Below are 26,273 nucleotides of genomic sequence, written 5' to 3' on the forward strand. Positions count from 1 at the left end.
GTACAAGCGCCTGAAAATATCCGATTAGTCTGCCAAAAGACGCTATTCTTTCCCGGCTTCTTCTGCAGTTCTCTCGTTAGTACATACAGGCGTCAGTTTTTCCTCTCACCCCAACAAGGAAACCAACATGAGCAAAGTCGCTATCGTTTATCACTCCGGCTACGGCCACACCAAGAAGCAAGCTGAAGCCGTGCAGGCCGGCGCCGCATCCGCCGCCGGCGCCACCGTGGACCTGATCGCCATCAACGCCGAAGGCAATATCGCCGACGCTGACTGGGCCACGCTGGACGCTGCCGACGCCATCATCTTCGGCTCGCCGACCTACATGGGTTCCGTCTCCTGGCAATTCAAGAAATTCGCCGACGCCAGCTCCAAGCCATGGTTCTCGCAAAAATGGAAAGACAAGATCGGCGCCGCCTTCACCAATTCGGCCACGATGAACGGCGACAAGCTGTCGACCCTGCACTACCTGTTCACGCTGGGTATGCAACACAGCATGGTCTGGGTCGGCACCGGCCTGATGCCTGCCAACTCCAAGGCGGCGCAACGCAACGACATCAACTTCGTCGGTTCTTTCTCCGGTCTGATGGCGCAAAGCCCGTCGGATTCCTCGCCGGAAGAAGGCCCGCTGCCGGGCGATCTGGAAACCGCCAAGCTGTTCGGCAAGCGCGTTGCTGAAACGGCCGCGCAATTCAAGAAATAAGCGCGACGTTTCCCATGCAAAAAGCCCACCGAAAGGTGGGCTTTTTGTTTATGTGCCGCCGACAGCGGGAGATGCTCAGACGGTCGCACCTGCATTCGGCGCCGGGGCAGGCGCCGTCGCCAGTTCCGGAGCGCAATGCGGGCAGGATTTGCCGGGCACGTAGGCCGGCGACAATTGCTCGCGCGGCGTCACCACGGCGCGGCAGGCGAAGCATTGCTCGGTCTGCGTTTCCTGCAATTGCGGGTTGAGCGCGGTGCGGTAGTCGAAGACGAAGCAGTCGCCCTGATAATGCGCGCCGCCGACTTCTTCAAAGTACTTGAGAATACCGCCCTCGAGCTGATAGACGCTGTCGTAGCCGATGTTTTGCATGTGGATGGCGGCTTTTTCGCAGCGGATGCCGCCGGTGCAGAAGGTCACCACGGTCTTGTCGTTCAGCTCGTCCTTGTGATCGGCGATCACTTGCGGAAACTCGGTGAATTTTTCGATGCGGTAGTCGATGGTGTTTTCAAAGGTGCCGACATCGACCTCAAAGGCGTTGCGCGTATCGACCATGACCACAGGTTTGCCGTTGTCGTCATGGCCCTGATCGAGCCAGCGCTTGAGCGTTTTGGCTTCGACGAAGGGCGCGCGGCCTTCTTCCGGCTTGATCAGCGGATGCTTCATGGTGATGATCTCGGCCTTGAGCTTGACCAGCATGCGGTTGAACGGCTGGTGTTCGGAGAAGCTTTCCTTGACCTGGATGTCGGCAAAACGCGCGTCGGCGCGCAGCCAGGTTAAAAAGGCGTCGATATCGGCGCGCTTGCCGGCGAGGAACAGGTTGATGCCTTCGGGGCTCAGGATGACGGTGCCGCGCAGCTTGTGCTGCTGGCAGAATGCCAGAAACACTGGGCGCTTTTCGGCGGTGTCGTTGAAGGTGATGAATTTATAGGCCGCGATGTTGACGTACGAATTTGCGGTTTCTTGCATTTGTTGCATGGTGATATTGCCTAAGTCTTTGAATTAACAGCATTATAAACGCCCCGAGGCCATTCTGCGCCGCACGCGTGCAGCAATTTGCGGGATCCATGATGCAAATCAAACAGCGTCGACCGAGACCGTCTTCCGGGTATGTTGTTGTCTTGTGATTGCTAATCGTAAATTCCACCTGAGCGGCATGTCACGGCACGGTAAAATATGGCCCTATGACTACACCGCAATTCGTTCATCTACGGCTCCATTCCGAGTATTCCATCGTCGACGGCCTGGTCCGCATCGACGATGTTGTCAAAGCAGCAGCAAAAGACGGTCAGGCGGCCCTGGCGATCACCGACCTGGCGAACCTGTTCGGCATGGTCAAGTTCTACAAAGGCGCGCGCGGCAAAGGCGTCAAGCCGATCGCCGGCTGCGACGTCTGGATCAGCAACGACGACGACCGCGACAAGCCGTCGCGCCTGCTGCTGCTGGTCAAGAACCATCACGGCTATCTGCAGCTGTGCGACCTGCTCAGCAAAGCCTGGCTGACCAACCTGCACCGCGGCCGCGCCGAAATCCGCCCCGAGTGGCTGGAACAATTGCGCCACGAAGACGGCGGCAACGGGCTGATCGCACTGTCCGGCGCCCATTTCGGCGATGTCGGCATTGCCATTGAGAACGGCAACGTGGCTGCAGCCGAACGCTGCGCACAACGCTGGAGCGAGTTCTTCCCCGGCGCTTTTTATGTGGAAATCCAGCGCGCCAACCAGCCCAACATGGATATCCAGGTGCGCCAGTCGGTCGCCCTGGCGGCGCGCCTCGGCTTGCCCGTGGTGGCGACGCATCCGATCCAGTTCCTGTCGCAGGATGAATTCGTCGCCCACGAGGCGCGCACCTGTATCGCCGAAGGCGAGATCCTGGCCAATGCGCGCCGTGTGCGCCGCTTCAACGACCAGCAGGATTTCAAATCCCAGGCCGACATGGCCGCGCTGTTCGCCGACTTGCCGGGCGCCATACAAAACACTATCGAGATCGCCAAGCGCTGCAACCTGACGCTGACGCTGGGCAAGCCGCAGTTGCCGAACTTCCCGACGCCGGACGGCATGACCATCGACGACTTCCTGGTCGCTGAAACCAAGGTCGGCCTGGAAGCGCGCCTCAAGCACCTGTTCCCGGACGAAGCGCGGCGCGAGAAGGAACGCCCGCGCTACGAGGCGCGCCTGAAGTTCGAGAACGACACCATCATCAAGATGAAATTCCCGGGCTACTTCCTGATCGTGGCCGACTTCATCCAGTGGGCCAAGAACAACGGCGTGCCGGTCGGGCCGGGCCGGGGTTCAGGCGCCGGTTCGCTGGTGGCGTATTCGCTCTCGATTACCGATCTGGATCCGCTGGAATACAACCTGCTGTTCGAGCGCTTCCTGAACCCTGAGCGGGTTTCCATGCCCGACTTCGACATCGACTTTTGCCAGGAAGGCCGCGACCGCGTCATTCAGTACGTGAAGGACCGCTACGGCAAGGAGGCGGTCTCGCAGATCGCCACCTTCGGCACCATGGCGGCCAAGGGCGCGGTGCGCGACGTCGGCCGCGTGCTCGATCTGGGCTACAACTTCTGCGACGGCATTTCCAAGCTGATCCCGTTCAAGCCGGGCAAGCTGGTGACGCTGGCCGACGCCATCGAAGAAGAGCCGCTGCTGAAAGAACGGCTGGAAAACGAAGACGAAGTGAAGCAGCTGATGGGCCTGGCCCAGCAGGTCGAAGGCATCGCCCGCAACATCGGCATGCACGCCGGGGGCGTGTTGATCGCCCCGGGCAAGCTGACCGATTTCTGTCCTCTCTACACCCAGGGCGGCGACGCCGGCGTGGTGTCGCAGTACGACAAGGACGACGTCGAAGCCGTCGGCCTGGTGAAGTTCGACTTTCTGGGCCTGACCACGCTGACCATCCTCGACCGCGCGGTGCGCTATATCAAGCAGCTCGATCCGAACATGGCCGATTTCGACCTGGCCAAGCTGCCGTTGACCGACCGCGCATCGTACGACCTGCTGACCAAGGCCAAGACGGTCGCCGTGTTCCAGCTTGAAAGCCGCGGCATGCAAGGCATGCTGAAGGACGCGCGTCCCGACCGCTTCGAAGACATTATTGCGCTGGTGGCGCTCTACCGTCCGGGCCCGATGGACCTGATTCCCGACTTCTGCAAACGTAAGCACGGCGAAAAGTTCGACTATCCCGATCCGCGTACCGAAGGCATTCTGTCCGAAACCTACGGCATCATGGTGTATCAGGAGCAGGTGATGCAGATGGCGCAGGTGGTCGGCGGCTACTCGCTCGGCGGCGCCGACTTGCTGCGCCGCGCGATGGGTAAGAAGAAGGCCGAAGAGATGGCCGAGCACCGCAATATCTTCCGTGCCGGCGCCGCCAAAGACGGCCTGTCGCAGGAAAAGGCCGATGACATCTTCGACCTGATGGAAAAGTTCGCGGGCTACGGCTTCAACAAGTCGCACGCCGCCGCCTACGCGCTGCTGTCGTATCACACCGCTTACCTCAAGGCCCATCATCCCGCAGCGTTCATGGCAGCCAACTTGTCGCTCGCCATGGACGACACCGAAAAGATCAAGATCCTGGTTGAAGACGCACTCGACGTCTGCGGCCTGGGCTTGCTGCCGCCCGACATCAACCTGTCGGATTACCGCTTTACGCCGGTCGGCGAGCCGGGCAAGAAGGCCATGCAGATCCGCTATGGCCTCGGCGCCGTCAAGGGCTCCGGCCAGAGCGCGATCGAAGCCATCATCGCCGCACGCCAGGAAGGCGGCGCGTTCAAGGACTTGTTCGACTTCGCCAAGCGCGTCGACAAGCGCCAGATCAACCGCCGCACGGTCGATTCGCTGATCCGCGCCGGCGCCTTCGATTGTTTCGGCGTTGACCGCGCGATCCTGCAAGCCTCGGTCGGCCTGGCCTGGGAAAACGCCGAGCAGCTGGAAGCTTCGGCCAACCAGGTCAGCCTGTTCGGCGGCGACGACAGCGACCTTGAAACACCGCTCGAATACGTGGAAGTGCGTCCGTGGACCGACAAGCAACGCCTCACCGAAGAAAAGACCGCGCTCGGCTTCTACCTCTCCGGCCACCTGTTCGACGCCTATGAGAAGGAAGTGCGCCAGTTCGTGCGCACCAAGATTTCCAGCCTGGAACCCTCGCGCGATCCGCGCTCGCTGGCCGGCATCATCACCGGCATCCGCGTGCAGATGACCCAGCGCGGCAAGCTGCTGATCGTGTCGCTCGATGACGGCAGCGGCACGGTCGACGTCACCGTCTATGGCGAACTGGCTGAGCCGAACAAGGCCTTTTTCAAGGAAGACGAATTGCTGATCGTGCAAGGCAAAGTATCGGAAGACCGCTTCAACGGCGGCTTGCGCATCTCTGCCGAAAAGGTCATGGACATCGGCGCCGCGCGTATTCAGTATGGGCAACGGGTCGTGGTGTCGCTCAACAAGAGCATCGATCCGGCGTATCTGCGCGACACCTTGTCAACATATCGTCAGGAGCAGGGCTTACCCTTCGTCATGAAATATGTACAGTCCGGCGTGGGTTGCGAAGTGGTGCTCGGAGACGCCTGGCGCGTTGTGCCCAGCGATGGCCTGCAGTCGTCGCTGCGAGAGTCATTCGGGCAAGAAGCAGTTGTCGTTGAATATTAATAAACCCGGAATCGGCAATCGGTTCCGGAATAAAGGATGGTCGGCTTTACCGGCAAGAACATATGACTCAAGATAATTCTGTAGAACATACTGGTGCGACGTCGGGGGACGAAGCGCTGCATATCGCATTTGGTGTCGACAGCAGCTATTTCCGCGGGATGGGCGTTGCGATTGCGTCCGCCATCAAGAACAATCCGGGGATGCGTTTCGTATTCCACGTTTTTGCGTTCTCCGTCTCGGACGACAGCCGCCGTCGCATCGTGCAACTGGAAGCGCACTACGCGACCGAGATCCGCATCCATGTGCTGGATCCGCACGTGCTGGATGCGTTCAGAGGTTTTCCTTGCTTCGCGCAGCATCATCTGGGGACATTCATCCGCCTGCTGATCCCCGATCTGCTGCAAGGCGTGACAAAGCGCGTTCTGTATCTTGACGCCGATTTGCTTTGTCTCGGCCCGATGGACGAATTGTTGAGCATGGATCTCGATGGCTGCATCGCCGCGGCCGTGCACGATCAGCTTGAAACGACCGCCAGCACGCAGATCGCTGCGCTGGGATTGCCGGTGGCGGAGTATTTCAACGCCGGGGTCATGTACATCAATGTCGATAACTGGGTTGCGCACGATACGCAAGTGAAGGCATTGACGGTCTTGTCGACGCAGGAACTGGTGTTTGCAGATCAGGACGCACTGAACGTGGCGTTGAACGGGCGCATCAGGTTCATCGACGAAAAATGGAATTATCGTTATCACCTCGTGGATTTCCTGAGCCGGGGGCACAAGACGCTGGACGTTGTCAGGCCGGTGGTATTCATGCATTTCACCGGCCCGGTCAAGCCATGGCACGATTGGTGCCTGCATGAAGCGAAAACGATTTTCATCGGCTATCAGAATTTATCCGCCTGGGCGGACATGCCGTTGGATCAACCCAAAAGCGCCAGGGAACTGAAGCTGTTTTCCAAGTTTCTCGTCAAGCAAGGCCGGACGTTGGAAGGGATTGGCTGGCATGTGAAATATCTGTGGAGACGTTCTGCCGTCAGCCAAAAGATGCCGGGTAAAAAGTGAGGGATGCGGATTCTCTTCTCTCTTGTACGCACGACGTCTTATCGCCATTCTAGGAGTTTTCATTGAATTACCTGAAGCTGCCGGTCATTGTTCTGGTGACCTTGTTTTATGCTTTCGCTTTGGTCGTGGATCGATCTGCAGGCGTGGTTTACTCCCTGCTGCTGCTGCTGGCGTTCGCCGGCATCGTGCTCCGCGCCCGGCCGGAACAGAAGTCTTTTTTTGATCTGCTGAAAGAGTACTGGCCGCTGATGCTGGCCATGGCGACGCCATTGATCGCAGTCGTGGCGCACCAGCTGTCGACCGGCCATTTCGCAGGCAGAAGCTACGATGCCCAGTCGCGACTGGCCTTGTTTGCGCTGGTTTTCTGGGTGATGCTGTTTATCCCTCTTCAGTACATGAAGCAGGTGCAATGGGGATTGATCGTCGGCATCGTCCTCGCTGCGATTAAGATTTACATCCTCACCGAAGGCGGGAAGACGCGCTACGGTACGGATTTCATTCCCATCATCATCTTTGCCGAACTGGTTTTGTTAATGAGCGTTTTTGCAGTGTTCTCGATCGCATGGGATAAAAAGCATAACCGGGTGCTGGCTGCCTTGAAGGTCTTGGTCTTGCTGGTCGGCTTCTACGTGGCCTATTTGTCGCAGTCGCGAGGTGTATGGGCGACGATTCCGGTCTTTGCCATCATCGCGGGCATCGCCGTGAGGAATATTCCATCGGCATACAAAATCGGCGTAGCAGTGCTGTTCGCATTGTGTATCGGGGGCGTTTTCCAGTACGGCAGCATTCTCAAGGAACGGGTGAGCGTTGCTGAAACTGATATCCAGCAATACACCAGCGGCACGCAGGTGGATACGTCGCTCGGCATACGCTTTCAACTGTGGCGGGGATCCTGGATCTTGTTCAAGGAACACCCGGTGTTCGGCGTCGGTATTGAAAACTATCCTGCAGCGCTCAAGGATTTGGCGGAACGGAAGATCATCAGTCCTTTTTCGGCAAGCCTCCCGCATTCGCACAATGAAATTCTTTTCATGATGGCGCGGCTCGGTATTTTCGGACTGCTCTCGGTTCTTGCGGTGTATTTCGTTCCGTTCTATTACTTCGCCAGGGACATCCGCCATCGGGATTCCGAAGTCAGATGCGCGGCCGCCATGGGTTTGGCGTTGTCGCTGGGGTTCTTTACCCTCGGGTTGGTCGACGTGGTCTTCTTGTGGTGGGAATGCTATCCGTACTACGCCATCAGCACGGCCTTCTTCCTCGCGTATATAGTCAAACGCAAGAATTTGCTGGCGCAGCAGGCGCCGGCAAACGGCGTCGCGGCCTGACGGAGATTGCACCAGGCCTGCGTCGGGAAAAATTACCGATGCGAGCCTGCTGCCTGCTTTTCGGCTATCCAAGCTTGTACGACCTCCATCACCGCGGCCGGTGTGATCGCCCGCATGCAATCGCAGGTGACTTTATCTCGCCTGCTGCAGCCCACGCAGCCGGCCTCAGCCATGCACAAGTTTTGCGCGCGTTTGCCGATGGCCGCCCAGCGACCCGGATGCATGGGGCGGGTAGGCGGGAACAGGCCGAGCGTGCGTTGTCCGATCGCCGCTGACAGGTGCAAGGGGCCGGTGCCGCTGGCGATGAGGCCATCTGCCTGATGGATGAAGCTGGTCAGTTGCGCGAGTGTCTGCGTGCCGCACACATTGCTGACATTCGGCAGGGCAACCAGTTCAGCCGCGTTTTCATTGAGCCATTCGCCTTCCTTCCCGCTTCCGGTCAGCCAGACATGCACCTGCGGTGATTTCCCCAGTTCTTTTGCCAGCGCCAGGTAGGACTCGATCGGCCACTCCCTGCCGTGACCGTTCGACTTCGCGTGCAGGATCAGATTGAATGCATGCGGTGCGAACAAGACCTCGCTGGCGGCATCGTGAGGAATGTTGAAGTGGTAGTAGTCAGGAATCTCTTCACGGCTGGGGATGTGCTTGTCGCCATACGGGCGCAAGAACTCGAAGTTGATTTGTGATTCGTGATGCTCCGACAAGCCCTTGCTGAAACGCACGCGGCGATTGCAGTAAATCAGCTGATAGATTTTTTGGCGGGCGTTGCCGATGCGATGATGGATGCCGGCGCGGAATGACGCAATCGCCAGAGCGCGATCCGGTTGCGCCAGGATCACCGTATCGATGTCCGATTGCTTCAGGTAGCCGACCAGATCATTTTCAATCGTTTCGATCTCGACGACATCGTCGATGTCGTTGCAATAACGCACGACTTCGGCCGCATAGGCGCGGCACAGCAGCGTGATCCTGACGCCGGGATTGAGTTGCTTCAGGCGCGCCGCCATCGGCAGCGTCAGGATAACGTCGCCGATGTTGTCCTGGCGGCTGATGAGGATATGTTTGCTGGTGATGGGCATTTCTATCGGCGGATCGGGTAGCGTTGTTCAGGTGTGACGTGCAAGCTTACTTCGCGGCGCGCTTGCGCAGATAGCGGATATACCACTTCAGGCTTTCCAGCGGGCGGCCCTGGCGATACATGAAGCGCGAGTGCATGCGCATTTCCTTGGTGTTCTTCGGTTCCGGGTCGAGCGGCATGTCCGACCAGGGCGTCAGCGACAGGTACTTGCGGAACAGGTGGCGCGCATCGTGGCCGCTCCAGTCGGTCCACGGTTTGACCGCGCCGGCGAAGTGGACGAACACCGCCTTGCCGACCGGGCGCAGGGCGAACTTGTTGACGTTCAGGTCGTGGATCAGGTCATACAGGTAATTCCAGCGCGGCGAGATATAGCGCGCCCGGCCGTTGAGCACGATATTGAGCGCATCCTGGTCGTTGAAACGCATGTCGGTCTTGCTGTCGAGCAGCGCATCCAGCGTTTGCTGCGTGATGTCTTCGCTGATCCATTTTTCAATGTTGATGAAGATCACGCCGCCGTTGAAGTATTCATTGTGCTTCAGGCCCAGGGCGGCGACGCGGCGTTGCAGCGTGACCGGCGCATCCGGCACCACCACGGCGATGTCCTGGCTGATGTCCATGTCGACCATTTCGTCGAGCTTGTTGACGCACAGGATGTCGGCGTCCAGATACAGCACGCGGTCGGTTTGTCCCCGGAGCACGGTAGGGATCACCAGGCGCGTGAAGATCGACAGCGAGTAGTGGGAGTGGCCGAGGAAATGCGAAAACTGCGTGAACGACGCCAGGTCCAGCAAATGCAGCTGGGTGCTGACCGCATACATCTGTTCCAGCTGTTTCAGGCGGCGCTGATGCTCGTCGGAGACCTCGAACGCCAGCACGTGAAAGGTGAAATGCTGCCCCGGGTTGTTGGCTATGATGGACGAGATCGTGCCGCCCATCGCGCGGAAATAATTGTTGTCCACGCAAAAGGCGATGTGGAAGGACGGCTTGCCGTTGCTGCCGACGGCCGGGGGTGTTCCTTGCGCTGCTTGCAGATTCTCTGGCTGATTCATTGCATGGCTTTCATGACTTGTTCGACCGTGACGGCCTTGACCCAGTCGCCGCGGCTCGGGGCCGTGATGACGGTGCTGTTGGCGCGGTCGATCGGGACCCACTCCGGATTCTTCTGGCGCATCAGTGCGATCACCGGGACATGCACGGCATTGGCCAGGTGCATGACGGCAGTTTCCACCGAGATGATCAGGTCGCATTGCGCCAGGATCGCCGGCAGCTGGAAGAAGTTTTCTTCCGCGCTGAACAGCTCGGTGCGCTCCAGCTGATAGCCGCTGATCACCTGGCGCGCATGCGCCAGTTCCTGCGGCACGGCGTTGACGATGAAACTGCTGTCGCGCCATTTGTCCTGCTTTTTCATGGCGATGATCAGCTCGGCGACATGCTCCAGCGGCCAGCAGCGTTTTTTGGTTTTGGCGTAAGGATTGATGAAGATCAGCTTGCCCGGATTGCCTTCGGCATTCCTGAAGCCCCATGCCGCCAGTTTTTCTTGTGCGTACTGCTGCCATTGCGCGGGGATGTCGACAAACGGAAACCGCTCCGCCGCACCGACTTCCAGGCCGCTGAGTTGATGAAACCAGTGCGCGTAGACGTCGCTGATGTGCTGCGGATTGCTGCGGTCGACGGTATAGGGTGGAATCGCCGCATTCAGCTTGCGGTAGGCGAGCTGGTGATGCGGCTGGTAGAACTTGACGCGTTTCTTCATGCCGACGACCAATCCGTCCGGGCTGATGCTGCGCGCCAGGGCCGCGTACAGGTGCGGCCGCAGGGTCGCCAGCGAGACGACGATGGGGTAATGCTCCTGTTGCGCCTCCGCGATCGATTCCTGATACAGCGTCGGGCTGTAAGTGCGGGTGTAGATCTTGTTGAAGAACGGGCAGGCGGCGACCCAGTCGTACAGCGAATATTTTTGCAGATGCGGCCATTGCGAGGCGTCGCTGGTGCGGCGCACCTCATCCACCCACAAATCCACTTTCAGATGCGGATTGGCGCGCTGGAAGGCCTGGAAGAAATTCTGCAGATAAGTGAAATCTCCCAGCGCCAGGTGGGCGATGAACAGGATCTTGTCCGACTTTTTCAGCAGCTCTGCAGGAATGAGTGTCTGGGGCATGGTTGAGTTTTTCTCTGATGCTGCGCGATGTTCTTCTGTATTTTTGCTTGCGGCCGCAGTGGCTTCAGGCTGCCTGCTGCGAGAATTGTAAACGGTAGAGATTGGCGTACACGCTTTCGTTGGCCAGCAACTGCTGATGGCTGCCGACTTCGACGATCTGGCCATGCGACAGCACGACGATACGGTCGGCGCGTTCGATGGTCGACAGACGATGTGCAATCACGAAGGTGGTGCGGCCTTCCATCAGACGATCCAGGGCGGCCTGCACGGCGCGCTCGGACTCCGTATCGAGCGCCGAGGTGGCTTCGTCGAGGATCAGGATAGGCGCATCCTTGTAGATCGCACGGGCGATGGCCACGCGCTGGCGCTGGCCGCCGGACAGGCGCGAGCCGTTGTCGCCGATGCGCGTTTCCAGGCCTTCCGGCATGCCTTCCACGACATCGGTCAGATGCGCCGCCACCACCGCCGCGCGTATGCGCCCGGCATCGGGCTGGGCATCGCCGTAGGCGATGTTGGCCGCCAGCGTGTCGTCGAACAACACGGTGTTCTGGCTGACCATGGCGATCTGCTGGCGCAGGCTGGTCAGCGAAATCGATTCGATCGGTTTGCCGTCGAGCAGGATCTCGCCGCCTGTTGCGGAATAGAAGCCGGGGATCAGGCTCACCAGCGTCGACTTGCCGCCGCCGGACATGCCGACGAAGGCGATGGCCTCGCCCGGTTGCACGTTCAGGTTGATGTTCTGCAGCGCCAACTGGGTATGGCCGGGATAGGAGAAGTTGACGTTGACCAGATCCAGCTTGCCGCTGCTGCGCGCAGGCAGCGTCTCGCCGCCGGTGCGTTCGATGGGTTTGTCGATCAGGATGTAGACTTCTTCCGCCGCCGCCATGCCGCGTTGCAAGGGGCCGTTGATTTCCGCCAGTTGCTTGAGCGGCGCCAGCAGCATCAGCATCGCGGTCAGGAAGGACACGAAACCGCCGACGGTGATCTGGCCGTTGCCCGACTGGATCAGCGCCATCACGATCACGACCGCGACGGCGCAGGCAGTCATCAGTTGGGTGATCGGCACCGTGGCGGAAAATGCGGTGGTCATGCGCATCGTGTAACGACGCAGGTTTTCGGCGCGCTCGTGGAAGCGGCCCTTTTCATAATCGTGGCCGCCGAAGATCTTGATCACTTGCTGCGCACGCGTGGTTTCTTCGATGACTTGCGTCAGTTCCGCATTGACGGCCAGCGAATCGCGGTTGAGTTTCTTCAGGCGCTTGCCTGTCATGCGCACCACCACGGACACCAGCGGCAGCAGCACCAGCGTGACGATGGTCAATGCCCAGTTCAGATACAGCAGCCAGGCCAGCAGGCCCAGCACCGTCAGCGCCGAGCGCACGATGGAGGTGAACACCTTGGTCACCATGTCGATGATCTGCTGCACCTCGAACATCATCGAGTTGATCACTTTGCCGACCGTATTGGTGGCGTAGAAGTTGACCGGCAGATCCAGCATGCGCGCAAACATCTGGCGGCGCAATTCATTGAGGATGCGCGTCGTCACCCAGGTCATCATGTATGAACTGGTGAACGTCGCAATGCCGCGGATGAAGAAAATCCCGATCACCGCCACCGGCACCAGCCACAGCGAGAAAGTCGGTTTGCCGACGAAACCTTTGTCCAACAGCACCTGAAAGATGTATGGCACTACCGGCTCGGTCGCTGCCGTAACGATCATGGCGAGAAACGCGATTGCCAGGCGCTTCTTGTGGGGCCAGTGCAGAGCGGCGAGGCGCTTCATATTGTGGGACAAAAACATGCTGTTCCTTACTGATTGCTGCAATTGAAAATGCGATGGGCGATCATGCCACGGCCAGCGGTTTGCGGGTGCGTCAGCGTCCCTTCCGGGCCGTTCGCGACGCTCCTGGATGCGCCTCAAAAGCGCAGCCAGGTCGCAAATCGGAGAAACCGCACATTGTAATGCAAGGGAGGGGCGAATTGACCCGCCGGGCATGTAAAGCAGGCGGGAATAAATTTGTCGGTATGGCAACTTTTTGGCCGGATCTGCCGCCCGGCGTCGGGTGCGCCTTGGCGCGGTCTGCACTGCGATCAGCGGCGTACCAGCGCGATCAGGTATTTGCAGGCTTTGCTGCCTGGGTTGGTAAACACGCAATCCATCGGCGGGCCAAGCTGGAGGCAGTCGCCCGGATTGAGCTGGTGCTCCTGTTCGCCTTCGCGGAACAGCAGGCGGCCTTCGAGCATCAGGATCTGCTCATGCTGGAAGGTGAAGGCGCTGGCCGGATAGGGGACGCTGACCTTGGCCGGCAAGACGATTTCCAGCAATTCCAGCATGCCGCCGGCGGGCGGCGACAGGGTGCGGCGGGTATAGCCGGTTTCGGGGTCGGTCCAGACATTCTGATGCGCGTGCTGGTTCAGGCGGTTGCCGTTCTGTTCCGCCAGCGACAGCAGCATCGACAGCGCCAGGCCAAACGCGCCCGACAAGCGGCCCAGTACGGTGGCGGTGGGGCTGGCCTCGCCGCGCTCGATCTTGCTGATCATGGCCTTCGACACGCCGGAGCGCTCGGACAATTCCGCCAGCGACCAGCCCCGGCTTCCACGTTCGATCTTGATGCGGGTGGAAATGGCCTGGGTGGGGTCTTCTGCGATGAGGGCGTGAGAGGTATTCAAGCGGATGAAAGATCGATGTCGGTAAGGCTCGGATTATAACCGCTGCACCGGACCGGGGAAAACCGGAAGGACGCGCGCACCACGACCGGGCTTGATCCGGATCAATGTGGGGCATCTTTATTTAGTCTAAAAAATATGTAAAATATTCTTGCATAGTGTATTTTTGTCCAATATAGTAAACGACAGATAAGTAGAAAAAATACAATCAAGATGCACCTGATGTCTTGAGTTTGCATCGTTTATAGCAACAAGAAAAGCATTCACTATCGAGGAGACCGGATGTCCAAGGAAATCCATTTCAACGCATTCGACATGAACTGCGTTGGTCATATCCAGCAAGGCCTGTGGCGCCATCCGCGCGACCGTTCCGCCGATTATCGCGACATCCGTTATTGGATGGACTACGCAAAAAAGCTTGAGAAGGGCTTGTTCGACGGCATCTTCTTCGCCGACGTGGTCGGCGTCTACGACGTGTATGCCGGCAACCCGGACGCCGCCATCCGCGGCGCGGTGCAGGTGCCGGTCAATGATCCGACCATGCTGATCCCGGCCATGGCGGGCGTCACCACCCACCTCGGTTTCGGCGTCACCAGCAATCTTGTGTACGAATCGCCCTTCCTGTTTGCGCGCCGCATGTCGACGCTCGACCACCTGACGGGCGGGCGCGTCGGCTGGAACATCGTGACCGGCTATCTGGACAGCGCAGCGCGCGCCATCGGCCTGTCCGGCCAGATGGCCCACGACGACCGCTACGATCTGGCGGACGAATACATGGAACTGGTCTACAAACTATGGGAAGGCAGCTGGGAAGACGGCGCCGTGCAGGTTAACCGTGCCGACGGCTTTTACGCCGATCCATCCAAAGTACACGTCGTCCACCATCGTGGACGCCAGTATCAGGTCGACGCCATGCATCTGTCGGAGCCCTCGCCGCAACGCACCCCGGTGCTGTATCAGGCCGGCTCCTCCACGCGCGGTCGCCAGTTCGCCGCCACGCATGCCGAGTGCGTCTTCGTCAACGGCCAGAGCAAGGACGGGGTCAAGAACATCGTGGACGATATCCGCGCACAGGCCGTGGCCTTGGGGCGCGCTGCCGCCGACATCAAGGTCTTCCTCGGCGCCACCATCATCACGGCGCCAACCGAAAGCCAGGCCAAGGAAAAATTCGCCGAATATCAGCGCTACGTCAGCTCGGAAGCGGCGCTGGTGCACGCCGCCGCCTCCATGGGCATCGACTTCGCCAAATACGACATGGATGAGCCGATCGAAACCGGCAAGAGCCAGGCCATCGTCTCCAACGTCGAAGCCATGACGCGCAGCGCCGGTCCGCAATGGACCAAGCGCAAGCTGCTGGAACAGATGACGCTCGGCAGCCGCCAGCAACCGCTGGTGGGATCGGCGGAGCAGGTGGCGGACGCCCTGATGGGCTGGTCGGAGGAAGCCGGCGTCGACGGCTTCAACCTGTCGCGCACCGTGGTGCCGGAGTGCTTCGACGACATCATCGAGCTGGTGGTGCCGATTCTCCAGGAGCGCGGCGCCTACAAGACCGCTTACAAGCAGGGACCGTTGCGCGAGAAGTTGTTCGGCACGCCACGCCTGCCGGGCAGCCATAGCGCCAATCAGTACCGGATCCACCCCAAGCCGTAACACCGGGCGAGGCAAGGCCCGCTCTTCCGTTCAATGAGTCAGACGGCGCATCGCATTCTTGCCATGCGCCGCGGGAGAGCGTTCGCCTGCCGATCCGGATATCAGGATTTTCATCGCGCAGTCCGTTCCACCGGTTTCACCATAGAGAAGGCCCGTCATGATCGATAAAGCCATTTTCCGCGAAGCGATGTCCAGCTTCGGCGCCGCCGTCAACGTCATCACCAGCGACGGTCCCGCAGGCCTGGCCGGATGCACCGTATCCGCCGTCTGCAGCGTCACCGACGAACCGCCGACGCTGATGCTCTGCATCAACCGCGACAGCCGCAACAACGCCATCTTCAAAGAGAACGGCGCCTTGTGCATCAACGTGTTGTCGGCCAGCCAGCAGCAACTGGCGGTCTTGTTTTCGAGCAAAGGCGTCGACGTCAGGGAACGCTTCCTGTCCGCCGAATGGGAGCGCCTCGACACCGGCGCGCCGGTGCTGGTCGATGCGCTGGTGGCGCTCGATTGCAAGATCGATTCGGTATCGGAAGTCGGCACCCACAGCGTGTTCTTTTGCTCCGTACAGGCGGCGCGCAGCAACAAGGGTATGGAAGCGCTGATTTATCTGGGCCGCAATTTCCATCGTTTGCCCACAGCGCTTGCAGCCTGAGAGGCTGAGTAAGAAATTGAACGCAAACTCATCCCCCATGCCGTCTCATCAGACCGCTGCGCTGCCCGGCAAGATGCGCTCCCTGTTCATCTTGCTGCTGTGTGAAATCGGCGCGATGGCGGTGTGGTTTTCTTCCGCCGCCGTGGTGGCGACGATCAAGCGCACGCAGGCCATCCCGGCGCTGGATCAGGCGCTGCTGACCAGCTCGGTGCAGTTCGGCTTTGTTGCCGGCACGGTGATCAGCGCTTTGCTGTCGCTGGCCGATCGCTACGATCCGCGCCGCCTGTTCATGGCGTCCGCGCTGGTGGCGGCTGCCGCCACCGGCTTGCTGGCGCTGATGCCGCCGGTCGGACCGGCTGTGTTCCTGCTGCGCTTCATCACCGGCATGTGCATGGCCGGCGTATATCCGGTCGGCATGCGGCTGGCGGTGACGTGGGCGCAGCGCGACATGGGTTTGCTGATTGGTTTGCTGGTAGGCGGACTGACATTCGGTTCGGCCAGTCCCCATTTGCTGGCGGCCATGGGCGGCATCGACTGGCGCGCCATTTACGCGACGGCGGCGGCGTGCGCGGCCCTGTCCGGCGTCGGCATTCTGTTGTGCGGACTCGGTCCCAACATGGCGCGCAGCAGTCGCATCGATTTCAACTACATGGCCCAGGCCTGGCGCCATCCTGCGATTCGCCTGGCCAACCTGGGCTACCTCGGCCACATGTGGGAGCTGTACGCCATGTGGGCCTGGCTGGCGGCTTTTCTGGCGGCGAGTTTTGCGGCGGCCGGCATGGCGCGTGCGGACCATTTCGCCAGCCTGTGGACCTTTGCCGCGGTTGCCATCGGCGCGGTCGGCGCCGGCGGCGGCGGCTGGCTGGCGGATCGTTTCGGGCGCACCACGCTGACCATCGCGGCGATGGCGACCAGCGCCTGCTGCGCGGTGCTGATCGCTTTCCTGTTCGGCATGACGCCCTGGCTGGTGGTGCCGGTTGCGCTGGCATGGGGGATTTCGGTGATCGCCGACTCCGCCCAGTTCTCCGCCAGCGTGGCCGAGCTGGGCGAGGCGTCCATGACGGGAACATTGCTGACGGTGCAAACCTGCGCGGGATTTCTTCTGACGCTGGCGAGCATCCACCTGGTGCCGGAAGCGGTGGCATGGGCGGGTTGGCGCGCCGGCTTCTTCCTGCTGGCGATCGGTCCCGCGCTCGGCTGCATCGCCATGTATCGCCTGCGTCTGCGGCCGGAGGCAGTGCGTCTTGCAAACGGAAAAAGATAGATAGTCCCAACAACATAAGGTCGAGTGATGAACAACTATCCTGAAATTCAATTCCTGATCAACGGCAACTGGATCCACTGCGCCGGCAAGCCGGTCCTCAACCCGGCCGATGAAAGCGTGATCGGCAGCGTGCCGATGGCCACACCGCTGCATCTGGAGCTGGCGTTGCAGGCCGCCGATGCGGGCTTTCATATCTGGAAGAACATGGCTCCCGCCAAGCGCGCGGAAATCATGTTGCGCGCCTGCGACCTGATGCGCGAACGGGTCGACATCATTGCCGCCGCCATCACGCTGGAGCAGGGCAAGACGCTGGCGCAGGCGCGCGCCGAAGTGCTGCGCGGCTGCGATCTGATCGCCTGGGACGCCAACGAAGGCCGTCGCCTGTATGGCCGCCTGATTCCTGCTGAACCGGGGATGCGGCACACCGTATTCCGTGAACCGGTCGGCGTGGTCGCCGCTTTCACGCCGTGGAATTTTCCTCTGAGCTCGCCGGCGCGCAAAGTCGGCGGCGCACTGGCGGCAGGTTGCTCCATCATTCTCAAGGCGGCGGAAGAAACGCCCGCCGGCGCCGTCATGCTGGCGCGCGCTTTCACTGATGCAGGTTTGCCGCCGGGCGTGCTCAACCTGGTGTTCGGCGATCCGGCGCAGATTTCAGAAACGCTGATCTGCCATCCGCTGGTGCGGCTGGTGACTTTCACCGGTTCGACCGTGGTCGGCAAACAGCTGGCGGCGATGGCGGCGCGCCACATGAAGCCGGTGATCATGGAACTCGGCGGACACGCGCCGGTAATCGTCTGCGAAGACGCCGATCCCGAGCTGGCGGCGACGATCTCTTTGCAGGGCAAGCTCAACAACGGCGGCCAGGTGTGCGTGGCGCCGACGCGCTTCTTCGTGCATCGCGCCATCTACGATAGGTTCGTTGCGGCCTGTGCCGCCTTCGGCGAAAAGATCCGCGTCGGCGACGGCATGCGCGAGGACGTGCAGATCGGCCCGGTCACCAACGTGCGCCGGGTGCAAGCCCTGGACGCCATGGTCGACGATGCGCTGCTGTACGGCGCGCGCATCGTGTGCGGCGGCAAGCGCCTGCCCGGCGCCGGCTATCACTTTCCGTTCACGGTGCTGGCCGATGTGCCGGTGACGGCGCTGGCGATGCGTGAAGAACCGTTCGGACCGCTCTGCCTGATCAGCCCGGTCGACAACATCGACGAGGCCATCGACAAAGCCAACGCGTTGCCGTTCGGCCTGGCCGGCTACGCCTTCACCGAATCGGCCAACTATGCCTACAAGCTGGCGACCGAACTGGAAGTCGGCAATCTGGCCATCAATCACATGGTGTCCGCTGTGTCAGAGACGCCGTTCGGCGGCGTCAAGGACAGCGGTTACGGACGCGAAGGAGGCACCGAGGGACTGGAACATTACACCCACGTCAAATCGGTGTCGCACAAGTTGCTGGGATAGATCCTGTTCTTGGCGCTGTTCTTGCTGCGGAGGGGACGCCATGCAATCCGTCCGTGTCCTTCTGTTTTATTTTGCATTTTTTGTTCTTGAGTTAGTTCGTCAGTCCGGTTCGCCAGTCATCTGCGCTGGGAACCTCGCAGTCCATCGTCGCCTGTTTCTGCTGCTCGCACGTCGTTGTACCGGCGGCAGACCACGCTTATTGTCGTTTGCATTTGTCAATTGTCAATTCAAGGGGGGATTCAATGAGTGCAGTTAGGTATCTTGCGTTAGTGCCCGTGGCAGCCGTCATGCTCGGGCCGTTTTTCGCCAATCGTGTCACGCCGTTTTTGTTCGGCCTGCCGTTTCTGCTGTCGTGGATGGCGCTGTCGCTGGCGATGACCTCGGTGGTGATGTACATCGTGTATCGCTTCGACCCGCGCAATGCGCCCGGCTATGTTGAACTCGGCGAGCAGGGAGAGTGACATGAATATTTCTCTGATCCTTATTTTCGGCACCATGCTGCTGGCCTTGTGGCTCGGCGTACGCGCCCAGCGCGGCAAGGACATGAGCCTGGAGCAATGGACGGTGGCCGGGCGCGGCTTTGGCGCCGGTCTGGTGTTCCTGCTGATGGCGGGTGAAATCTATACCACCTTCGTGTTCCTCGGCGGCAGCGGCTTTGCCTACGGCGTCGGTGGTCCGGCGTATTACATGCTGGGATTCGGCAGCCTGAGTTTCGTGCTGTCCTATTGGCTGCTGCCGCCGATCTGGCGCTTCGCCAAGACGCACAGCCTGCTGTCGCAGCCGGATTTCTTCGCCAAGAAATTCAACAGCCCCGCACTCGGCATCCTGGTGGCGCTGGTGGGCGTGGTGGCGCTGATGCCTTACCTGGTCCTGCAACTCAAGGGCCTGGGCATCATCGTGAGCGTGGCATCGTATTCGGGATTAAGCTCGACGCAGGGCGTCTGGATTGGCGCGATCGTGACCGTGATCTACGTGATGGTCTCCGGCGTGCACGGTTCGGCCTGGACCTCGGTGTTGAAAGACTTCCTGGTGCTGGCGGTGGCGATTTTCCTCGGCTTGTATCTGCCATGGCATTACTACGGCGGCATCACGCCGATGTTTGAAGCGATCGAACACGCCAAGCCCGGCTTCCTGGCGCTGCCAGCGACCGGCAAGAGCGCAGTGTGGATGACCTCCACCGTGCTGCTGACGACGCTGGGTTTCTATATGTGGCCGCACATGTTCATGGCGTCCTTCACCGCCAAGAGCGAACAGAACCTGCGTCGCAATGCCTATACCTTGCCGATCTACCAGATGATGCTGCTGTTCGTGTTCTTCGTGGGCTTTGCCGCAGTCTTGCAGATTCCTGGATTGACCGGTCCGGACATCGATCTGGCGCTGTTCAAGATTTCGCTCGCGACCTTCGATCCCTGGGTGGTCGGCATCATCGGCGCTGCCGGCGTGCTGACGGCGATCGTTCCCGGCTCGATGATTTTGATGGCGGTGTCGACGCTGCTGGCCAACAACGTCTATCGCGCCTGGCGCACATCGACAGGCAATGCGGCGGCGGACAACCAGCACATCGGCCGCGTCGCCAAACTGGCGGCGCCGCTGGTGATGCTGGCCGGCCTGTGGTTCACTTTGCAGGGCGGACAAACCATCGTGTCGTTGCTGCTGATGGCCTACAGCCTGGTTACGCAATTGTTCCCGGCGCTGCTGGCGAGTCTGTTGCCGTCGAAGCCGGTCAGCAAGGCAGGCGCCATCGTCGGCATCCTGGTGGGTGAGGCGACCGTGGCGGCGCTGTCGGTGACCAAGATGACGATCGCCGATCTGCTGCCCTTCATTCCGGATGCGCTGAAAGACACCAACGTCGGCGTCGTGGCCCTGGCGCTGAATGTGATCGCCATGCTGCTGGTCTCTGCCATGACGCGTTCCGGCGTCAAGCAAGGCAGCCAGTCGTTACAGGCTGATTCGGTGGCATAACGTTGCGGCGGCGCGGCAAGGTGAGAAGGCATTTTCCACCAGGCTGCGCCGCTTTTTCACGATTTCGATTCCCTCACCATGACCTCTATCGATGCTCCGGCTTTTTCCGACAGTCAGATGCTGCGCGCCCTGATTGCCGCCAACCTGCCTTTTTTGAGCAGCTTCCGGCGCGACCTGCATCGCCATCCCGAGCTGCGTTTTGAAGAACACCGTACCGCGGCAGCCGTCGCCGCAGAATTGCAAAACGCCGGTTACCGCGTGCGCCAGAGCATGGGCGGCACCGGCGTCGTCGCCACGCTGGAAGGCCGGCGCGACGGTCCGGGAATCGTCCTGCGGGCCGATATGGATGCCTTGCCGATTCGCGAGAAAAACGTCTTCGCCCACAGCTCCTCCTGTGAGGGCCGGATGCACGCCTGCGGCCATGACGGCCACACCACGATGCTGCTGGGCGCGGCCTTGCTGATGAAGACGCTGCCGGCGCCGCAGCATGACGTGCACTTCGTGTTCCAGCCGGGTGAAGAGGGCGGCGCCGGTGCGCGCAAGATGATGGATGACGGCCTGTTCGACGAATTCCCGACGGCGGCGGTATTCGGCATGCACAACTGGCCGGACCTGCCGGCCGGAGAGTTCGGCTTGCGCGTGGGGCCGATCATGGCCGCCGGCCAGCGCTTCCGGATTACCGTCAACGGGCGCGGCGCGCATGCCGCGCAACCGCAGCTGGGCATCGATCCGATCCCGATCGCCTGCGCCATCGTGCAGCAATTCCAGACGCTGATCGCGCGGCACAAGAGCGCTGTCGATCCCGCGGTGATCTCGGTGTGCATGTTCAACGCCGGCGAGACCGACAACGTGATTCCTGACAGCGCCGAACTGCGCGGCACGGTGCGCACCCTGTCGTCGTCCCTGCTGAAAAAACTGCAAGGCGACATGGCGCGCATCGCCGAAGGCATTGCGTCGATGCACGGCGCCAAGGCGGTCCTGGATTTCTTTCAATACTATCCGGCAACGGTCAACACCGCCGCCGAAACGGCATTTTGCCAACGCGTGCTGGAATCCTGTTTCGGCGTGGAGCAAGTGCAGGGCGACATGCCGGCCAACATGACGTCGGAAGATTTCGGCTTCATGCTGGAAGAACGGCCCGGCGCCTACATCCTCATCGGCAACGCCGCGCAGGGCAACAACCATCGCTTGCACAATGCGCATTACGACTTCAACGACGACGTCATCGCCTACGGCGTGGAGTACTGGATACGGCTGGCGCAAAGCTACGCGCGGCCGGGGTAAGCGCCGGCGCGTCTGCTTGACGGGCGCGCTCTGGTTGTCAGCTGTGCATCAACCCTGAAGGAAAATCTGTACTCCAGGCAGGGCGCTGTTTGGGCGTATTCTGTGACGCATAGAGTCCTTCACGTCGCCGAGAGAGTCCAACATGATTGTCCGCCCGCAGCAAAACTGGTTTCGGATGCTTCTGGTCTGGGATGGCTCGGTGCTACCGTCCATCCTGCCGCAGATGGCGCTGATGACGATCGTGTCGACGCTCGCTGTCGTCACGAAGGGCAGCGTGCTGGGCGAAAAGTTGCCGCTCAATATCGCTTCCTTTACCTTGCTGGGGCTGGCGCTGGCGATCTTCCTCGCGTTCAGGAACAACGCCAGCTACGAGCGCTTCTGGGAAGCGCGCAAGATGTGGGGCCAGTTGCTTATCTCGGCGCGTACGCTGACGTCGCAGGCGCAGCGCTACGGTAACCCCGGCGTCGGCGAATTTGATCAGGTGCTGTTCGAAAATCGCCTGATCGCGTTTGTGTACGCGCTGAAGCATCAGTTGCGCCACAGCGCGTGGAATGACGACCTGGCGCGCCTGCTGTCCAACGAGGATCTTGGGAAGTGCGCGCAGGTGCAGTATCGCCCCGTGATGCTGCTCGACAGCTTGCGCGACATGATTGCCGTTGCCCATCGCAGCGGCCATCTGTGCAGCGAACAATTGTGGATGCTGGACAATCAGCTCAACGAACTCAGCGTCATTCTCGGCGCCTGCGAGCGCATCGCCTCGACGCCGATTCCCTATCCCTACAGCGTGCTGCTGCATCGGACCGTGTATGTGTACTGCCTGTTGCTGCCGTTCGGCCTGGTCGACACGATAGGCATTGCAACGCCGGTCATTTCGGTTTTTGTGTCCTATACCTTCCTGGCGCTGGAAGCGATCGCCAGCGAGATCTCAGAGCCTTTCGGCGTGGCGCCCAATTGCCTGGCGCTAGACGCCATCGCGACCGAAATCGAACGTACGGTGCTGGAGCTGGGCGGTCGGGATATGCCTCCTGCCGCTGCAGCGGGAAAGAACTTCCGGCTCAGTTAACCGGCAGCGGAAGATGCGCCGTCAGGAAACTCGCAGCGCAATTCCCGATACGCCTGCACCAGATCGTCCAGGCTGAAGCCACGGTTCAGTCCGCTGGGATTCGGCAACAGCCAGACCATTGCGCCGCCGAGCGTTTCCGTCTGTTTTCCCCAAAGGAGTTTTGAGTTTCCCGAGATGACCTGATACGCGGGCTTTCCCAGAAAAGCCAGGCACCTGGGTTTGAGACGTTCGATTTTTTCGCGTAATTTCGCTGAGGCGAGAAAAAATTCGTCACGTGCCAATTCATCAGCGCGTGCGGTTGGTCGTTCGACGACCGTCGTCAGTCCGCAGCGATGTTCAAGGATCCGGCGGTCGTCGAGCGGATCAAGGCATGTCGGCGTGAAGCCCGCAAGATGTATGGTTTTCCAGAAGCGATTGCTGCGGCCCATGAAATGGTGGCCGGTCGCCGCCGCAGACATCCCCGGATTGATGCCGCAGAAAACGACATCGAGCCCCGGCGCCAGAATGTCCGGGAGAGGCGCGGCTGCAAGCGGCGTCATGATTGGCGTTGCTCAGGCATGCAGTGACAGCTCACATCAAAATAATGTCGTACTGCTCCTGCTGATAATCGGTCTGCACCTGCAAGGAAATCGGCTTCTTGATGAAGTCGCCGAGCATCGCGAGATGCTGGGATTCCTCTTCCAGGAACATGTCGACCACCACTTGCGCCGCGAGGATGCGGAATTCGCGCGGGTTGAATTGCTTGGCCTCGCGCAAGACCTCGCGCAGGATTTCGTAGCACACCGTGCGCGAAGTCTTGACCTGGCCCTTGCCTTTGCAGGCGGGGCAGGTTTCGCACAGGATGTGGGCCAGCGATTCGCGCGTGCGTTTGCGCGTCATTTCCACCAGGCCCAGCGTCGAGAAGTTGGACACCGAAATCTTGGTGCGGTCGCGCTGCAGCGCCTTGTTCAATTCACTGAGCACGGCGGCGCGGTGCTCAAGGTTTTCCATGTCGATGAAATCGAGGATGATGATGCCGCCCAGATTGCGCAGGCGCAGCTGGCGTGCGATGGCGTGTGCGGCTTCCAGGTTGGTCTTGAAGATGGTGTCGTCGAAGTTGCGGCCGTTGACGAAGCTGCCGGTGTTGACGTCGATGGTGGTCATCGCTTCGGTCTGGTCGACGATCAGGTAGCCGCCGGATTTCAGGTCGACGCGGCGGCCCAGCGCGCGTTCGATTTCTTCTTCGACGCCGTACAGATCGAACAGCGGACGTTCGCCGCGATAGTGCATCAGCTTGGGCAGCACCGACGGCGTGTAGAGCGTGCCGAATTCCTGCAGCATCTGGAAGTTTTCGCGCGAGTCGACCTGGATGTTGGAGGTGTCGTCGCTGACGAAGTCGCGCAGCACGCGCTGCGCCAGGCTCAGGTCCTGGTACATCAGCGTGGCGGCGGGCTTGGTCTTGGTCTGGGCGATGATGCTGGCCCAGGTCTTGCGCAGATATTCGACGTCCATCTGCAGGTCGGCGTCGGAAGCGTCTTCAGCCATGGTGCGGATGATGAAGCCGCCTTTTTCCTCCGGCGGCAGCAGGCTTTGCACCTTGCTGCGCAACAGTTCGCGCTCGGCTTCGTTCTCGATGCGCTGCGAGATGCCGATGTGCTTGTCCTGCGGCAGATACACCAGCATGCGGCCGGCGATGGAAATCTGCGTCGACAGGCGCGCACCCTTGGTGCCGATCGGGTCCTTGATAACCTGGACGGTAATGGTCTGGCCGTCGAACAGCAGTTTTTCAATCGGGATTTGCGGCACGTTCTGGCCATGTTGGCCGTCGTGCGGCTTGGCTTCCCAGATGTCGGCGACATGCAGGAAGGCGGCGCGTTCGAGGCCGATGTCGATGAAGGCCGACTGCATGCCGGGCAGCACGCGCACGACTTTGCCGAGATAGATGTTGCCGGCCAGGCCGCGCGAGAGCGTGCGCTCGATGTGCAGTTCTTGCACCGCGCCTTGCAGGATGAGCGCCACGCGCGTCTCCTGCGGCGTGATGTTGATCAGGATGTCTTCGTTCATGGTCTGGTGACCCTAAAATGTGAATTCTTGGAGGTGCGGGCCGCGATCGACGTGATCACGGCGTGGCCGGCGGCAGGATGCGCAGGCCGGCGTTGTGCAGCAGCTGCGCCGTCTCGAACAGCGGCAGGCCCATGATGCCGGAGTGGCTGCCGGCGATGTCCTTGATGAAAATCGACGCCAGTCCCTGGATGCCGTAACCGCCGGCCTTGTCGTAGGGTTCCTGGGTGGCGCAATAGGAGCGGATCATGTCGTCGCTCAGCGCTTCGAAGACGACGTCGGAGTATTGCGTGGTCTGCCACATCTGTTCCTGGAACGCGACCGCGATGCTGGTGAGCACCTGGTGCGTGCGTCCGGACAGACGTTTGATCATCTCGATGGCTTCTTTCATGTCGGCCGGCTTGCCGAGGATCAGGTCGTCCACCACGACGGTGGTGTCGGCCGCGAGTATGGGGCGCATCGGCAGTTGCCGGTACAGCATGGTCTGGCGTGCGCTCATGAGCTTGTCGCGCGTGACGCGGGCGACATAGGCGGCGGGTTTTTCGTCCGGGAGGACTTGCTCGTCGACTTCCTTGTCGTTGAGCAGCAGTTCGAAATCGATGCCGATCTGGCGCAGCAGTTCGCGCCGGCGCGGGCTTTTGGAGGCGAGGTAGATTTTTTTGTCAGCAAGTTTCATGAAGCAACACTTCTCAGTATTTATCCGTACGTCGTCGCTGTGTTTCCATCTGCGACGACGTGCTTGCTTGTATTCTTTCCGTGTCTCGTCTGTTACGCCGTTGATCCTTACACGCGGTGATAAGGATGATTCTGCGTAATCGACCAGGCGCGGTATAACTGTTCCGCCAGCAGTACGCGCACCATGCCGTGCGGCAGCGTCAGGCTGGAAATGCGCACCAGCATGTCGGCATTGGCCTTGAAGCCGGGATCGAGTCCGTCGGCGCCGCCGATCACGAAGGCGACGTCGCGACCGTCCTGCTGCCACTGCGTCAGCAACTGCGACAACTGTACTGAGGTGATGTCCTTGCCGTGCTCGTCCAGCGCGATGATGCGGGCGCCTTTCGGCAGGGCCGCTTCGATCTTGCTGCGTTCCTGCGACATCACGGTTTCTGCGGTCCTGCTGCCGGAGCGTTCTATCGGTTTGATTTCTTTCAACAGAACCCGGCACTCGGCCGGCATTCTCTTGGCGTATTCGTTAAATCCCGATGCGATCCAATCCGGCATTTTGTGGCCGACGGCGGTAATGATGAGCTGCATGGCTCACA

22 protein-coding genes are annotated in these 26,273 nt (G+C 60.6%); 12 read left to right on the forward strand and 10 right to left on the reverse strand.

Annotated elements, in window-relative coordinates; all coding sequences use genetic code 11:
• Window positions 1-127 precede the first annotated feature (127 nt).
• Window positions 128-703: a flavodoxin family protein gene (locus tag AKL25_RS14690; protein ID WP_050478444.1), complete on the forward strand. Its 576-nt coding sequence runs from the start codon at window positions 128-130 to the stop codon at window positions 701-703.
• Between the two features lie 75 nt (window positions 704-778).
• Here AKL25_RS14690 and AKL25_RS14695 read toward each other — a convergent pair whose 3' ends face one another.
• Window positions 779-1,678, reverse strand: coding sequence for a sulfurtransferase (locus AKL25_RS14695; protein ID WP_205627258.1), 900 nt, complete (start codon window positions 1,676-1,678; stop codon window positions 779-781).
• Window positions 1,679-1,884: 206 nt separating this feature from the next.
• Between AKL25_RS14695 and dnaE the strand changes: the two genes are divergently transcribed.
• The 3 genes from dnaE to AKL25_RS14710 all read left to right on the forward strand — a co-directional run bounded on the left by dnaE (window position 1,885) and on the right by AKL25_RS14710 (window position 7,735).
• A complete protein-coding gene (dnaE, locus tag AKL25_RS14700; protein WP_050478445.1) occupies window positions 1,885-5,346 on the forward strand; it encodes a DNA polymerase III subunit alpha in 3,462 nt (1,153 codons plus the stop codon).
• 62 nt (window positions 5,347-5,408) lie between these two features.
• Entirely contained in the window at window positions 5,409-6,410 is a 1,002-nt protein-coding gene (locus tag AKL25_RS14705) for a glycosyltransferase family 8 protein (RefSeq protein ID WP_050478446.1), read from the forward strand.
• Window positions 6,411-6,472: 62 nt separating this feature from the next.
• Entirely contained in the window at window positions 6,473-7,735 is a 1,263-nt protein-coding gene (locus AKL25_RS14710) for an O-antigen ligase family protein (RefSeq protein WP_050478447.1), read from the forward strand.
• A gap of 32 nt (window positions 7,736-7,767) precedes the next feature.
• On the opposite strand, the gene AKL25_RS14715 is transcribed toward AKL25_RS14710, so the two are convergent.
• From AKL25_RS14715 to AKL25_RS14735, 5 genes are all read right to left on the reverse strand, one after another.
• The gene (locus AKL25_RS14715) at window positions 7,768-8,814 is read right to left on the reverse strand and encodes a glycosyltransferase family 9 protein (protein ID WP_050478448.1); all 1,047 of its coding nucleotides are present in this window, start codon (window positions 8,812-8,814) and stop codon (window positions 7,768-7,770) included.
• Window positions 8,815-8,860: 46 nt separating this feature from the next.
• Entirely contained in the window at window positions 8,861-9,862 is a 1,002-nt protein-coding gene (locus tag AKL25_RS14720; RefSeq protein ID WP_050478449.1) for a glycosyltransferase family 8 protein, read from the reverse strand.
• On the reverse strand, window positions 9,859-10,971 hold the full coding sequence (locus AKL25_RS14725; RefSeq protein ID WP_050478450.1) for a glycosyltransferase family 9 protein: 1,113 nt from the start codon (window positions 10,969-10,971) through the stop codon (window positions 9,859-9,861). Before AKL25_RS14725 ends, AKL25_RS14720 begins: the two co-directional genes overlap by 4 nt.
• Before the next feature lie 64 nt (window positions 10,972-11,035).
• A complete protein-coding gene (msbA, locus tag AKL25_RS14730; RefSeq protein WP_050478451.1) occupies window positions 11,036-12,772 on the reverse strand; it encodes a lipid A export permease/ATP-binding protein MsbA in 1,737 nt (578 codons plus the stop codon).
• A gap of 290 nt (window positions 12,773-13,062) precedes the next feature.
• Window positions 13,063-13,641, reverse strand: a complete 579-nt coding sequence (locus AKL25_RS14735; RefSeq protein WP_240475753.1) for a helix-turn-helix domain-containing protein — start codon at window positions 13,639-13,641, stop codon at window positions 13,063-13,065.
• A gap of 279 nt (window positions 13,642-13,920) precedes the next feature.
• Here AKL25_RS14735 and AKL25_RS14740 point away from each other — a divergent pair, with 279 nt between their 5' ends.
• From AKL25_RS14740 to AKL25_RS14775, 8 genes are all read left to right on the forward strand, one after another.
• Window positions 13,921-15,288: an LLM class flavin-dependent oxidoreductase gene (locus AKL25_RS14740; protein WP_050478452.1), complete on the forward strand. Its 1,368-nt coding sequence runs from the start codon at window positions 13,921-13,923 to the stop codon at window positions 15,286-15,288.
• Between the two features lie 157 nt (window positions 15,289-15,445).
• The gene (locus AKL25_RS14745; RefSeq protein WP_007876837.1) at window positions 15,446-15,940 is read left to right on the forward strand and encodes a flavin reductase; all 495 of its coding nucleotides are present in this window, start codon (window positions 15,446-15,448) and stop codon (window positions 15,938-15,940) included.
• Window positions 15,941-15,977: 37 nt separating this feature from the next.
• Window positions 15,978-17,204 (forward strand): MFS transporter, encoded by a 1,227-nt coding sequence (locus AKL25_RS14750; RefSeq protein ID WP_050478453.1) that lies wholly within the window; start codon window positions 15,978-15,980, stop codon window positions 17,202-17,204.
• A gap of 27 nt (window positions 17,205-17,231) precedes the next feature.
• Complete coding sequence (locus AKL25_RS14755) at window positions 17,232-18,662, forward strand: NAD-dependent succinate-semialdehyde dehydrogenase (RefSeq protein WP_050478454.1); 1,431 nt, start codon at window positions 17,232-17,234, stop codon at window positions 18,660-18,662.
• A gap of 242 nt (window positions 18,663-18,904) precedes the next feature.
• Window positions 18,905-19,123: a DUF3311 domain-containing protein gene (locus tag AKL25_RS14760; RefSeq protein ID WP_050478455.1), complete on the forward strand. Its 219-nt coding sequence runs from the start codon at window positions 18,905-18,907 to the stop codon at window positions 19,121-19,123.
• 1 nt (window position 19,124) lies between these two features.
• On the forward strand, window positions 19,125-20,624 hold the full coding sequence (locus AKL25_RS14765; RefSeq protein ID WP_050478456.1) for a sodium:solute symporter family protein: 1,500 nt from the start codon (window positions 19,125-19,127) through the stop codon (window positions 20,622-20,624).
• Window positions 20,625-20,741: 117 nt separating this feature from the next.
• Complete coding sequence (locus AKL25_RS14770) at window positions 20,742-21,908, forward strand: M20 aminoacylase family protein (RefSeq protein ID WP_050478457.1); 1,167 nt, start codon at window positions 20,742-20,744, stop codon at window positions 21,906-21,908.
• Window positions 21,909-22,050: 142 nt separating this feature from the next.
• Window positions 22,051-22,971: a bestrophin family protein gene (locus AKL25_RS14775; RefSeq protein WP_050478458.1), complete on the forward strand. Its 921-nt coding sequence runs from the start codon at window positions 22,051-22,053 to the stop codon at window positions 22,969-22,971.
• Here the strand turns inward: AKL25_RS14775 and mug are convergent.
• The 4 genes from mug to rlmH form a co-directional block, all read right to left on the reverse strand.
• Window positions 22,968-23,510 carry a G/U mismatch-specific DNA glycosylase gene (mug, locus tag AKL25_RS14780; protein ID WP_050478459.1) on the reverse strand — a complete coding sequence of 181 codons (543 nt, stop codon included), beginning with the start codon at window positions 23,508-23,510 and terminating at the stop codon, window positions 22,968-22,970. The genes AKL25_RS14775 and mug overlap by 4 nt on opposite strands.
• 31 nt (window positions 23,511-23,541) lie before the next feature.
• Window positions 23,542-25,014: a ribonuclease G gene (gene rng, locus AKL25_RS14785; RefSeq protein ID WP_050478460.1), complete on the reverse strand. Its 1,473-nt coding sequence runs from the start codon at window positions 25,012-25,014 to the stop codon at window positions 23,542-23,544.
• 55 nt (window positions 25,015-25,069) lie between these two features.
• The gene (locus tag AKL25_RS14790; protein ID WP_050478461.1) at window positions 25,070-25,687 is read right to left on the reverse strand and encodes a Maf family protein; all 618 of its coding nucleotides are present in this window, start codon (window positions 25,685-25,687) and stop codon (window positions 25,070-25,072) included.
• A 107-nt stretch (window positions 25,688-25,794) separates the two neighbouring features.
• Window positions 25,795-26,265 carry a 23S rRNA (pseudouridine(1915)-N(3))-methyltransferase RlmH gene (rlmH, locus tag AKL25_RS14795; protein WP_050478462.1) on the reverse strand — a complete coding sequence of 157 codons (471 nt, stop codon included), beginning with the start codon at window positions 26,263-26,265 and terminating at the stop codon, window positions 25,795-25,797.
• Window positions 26,266-26,273 lie beyond the last annotated feature (8 nt).

The organism is Herbaspirillum rhizosphaerae (assembly GCF_001189965.1).
GTDB lineage: Bacteria > Pseudomonadota > Gammaproteobacteria > Burkholderiales > Burkholderiaceae_D > Herbaspirillum > Herbaspirillum rhizosphaerae.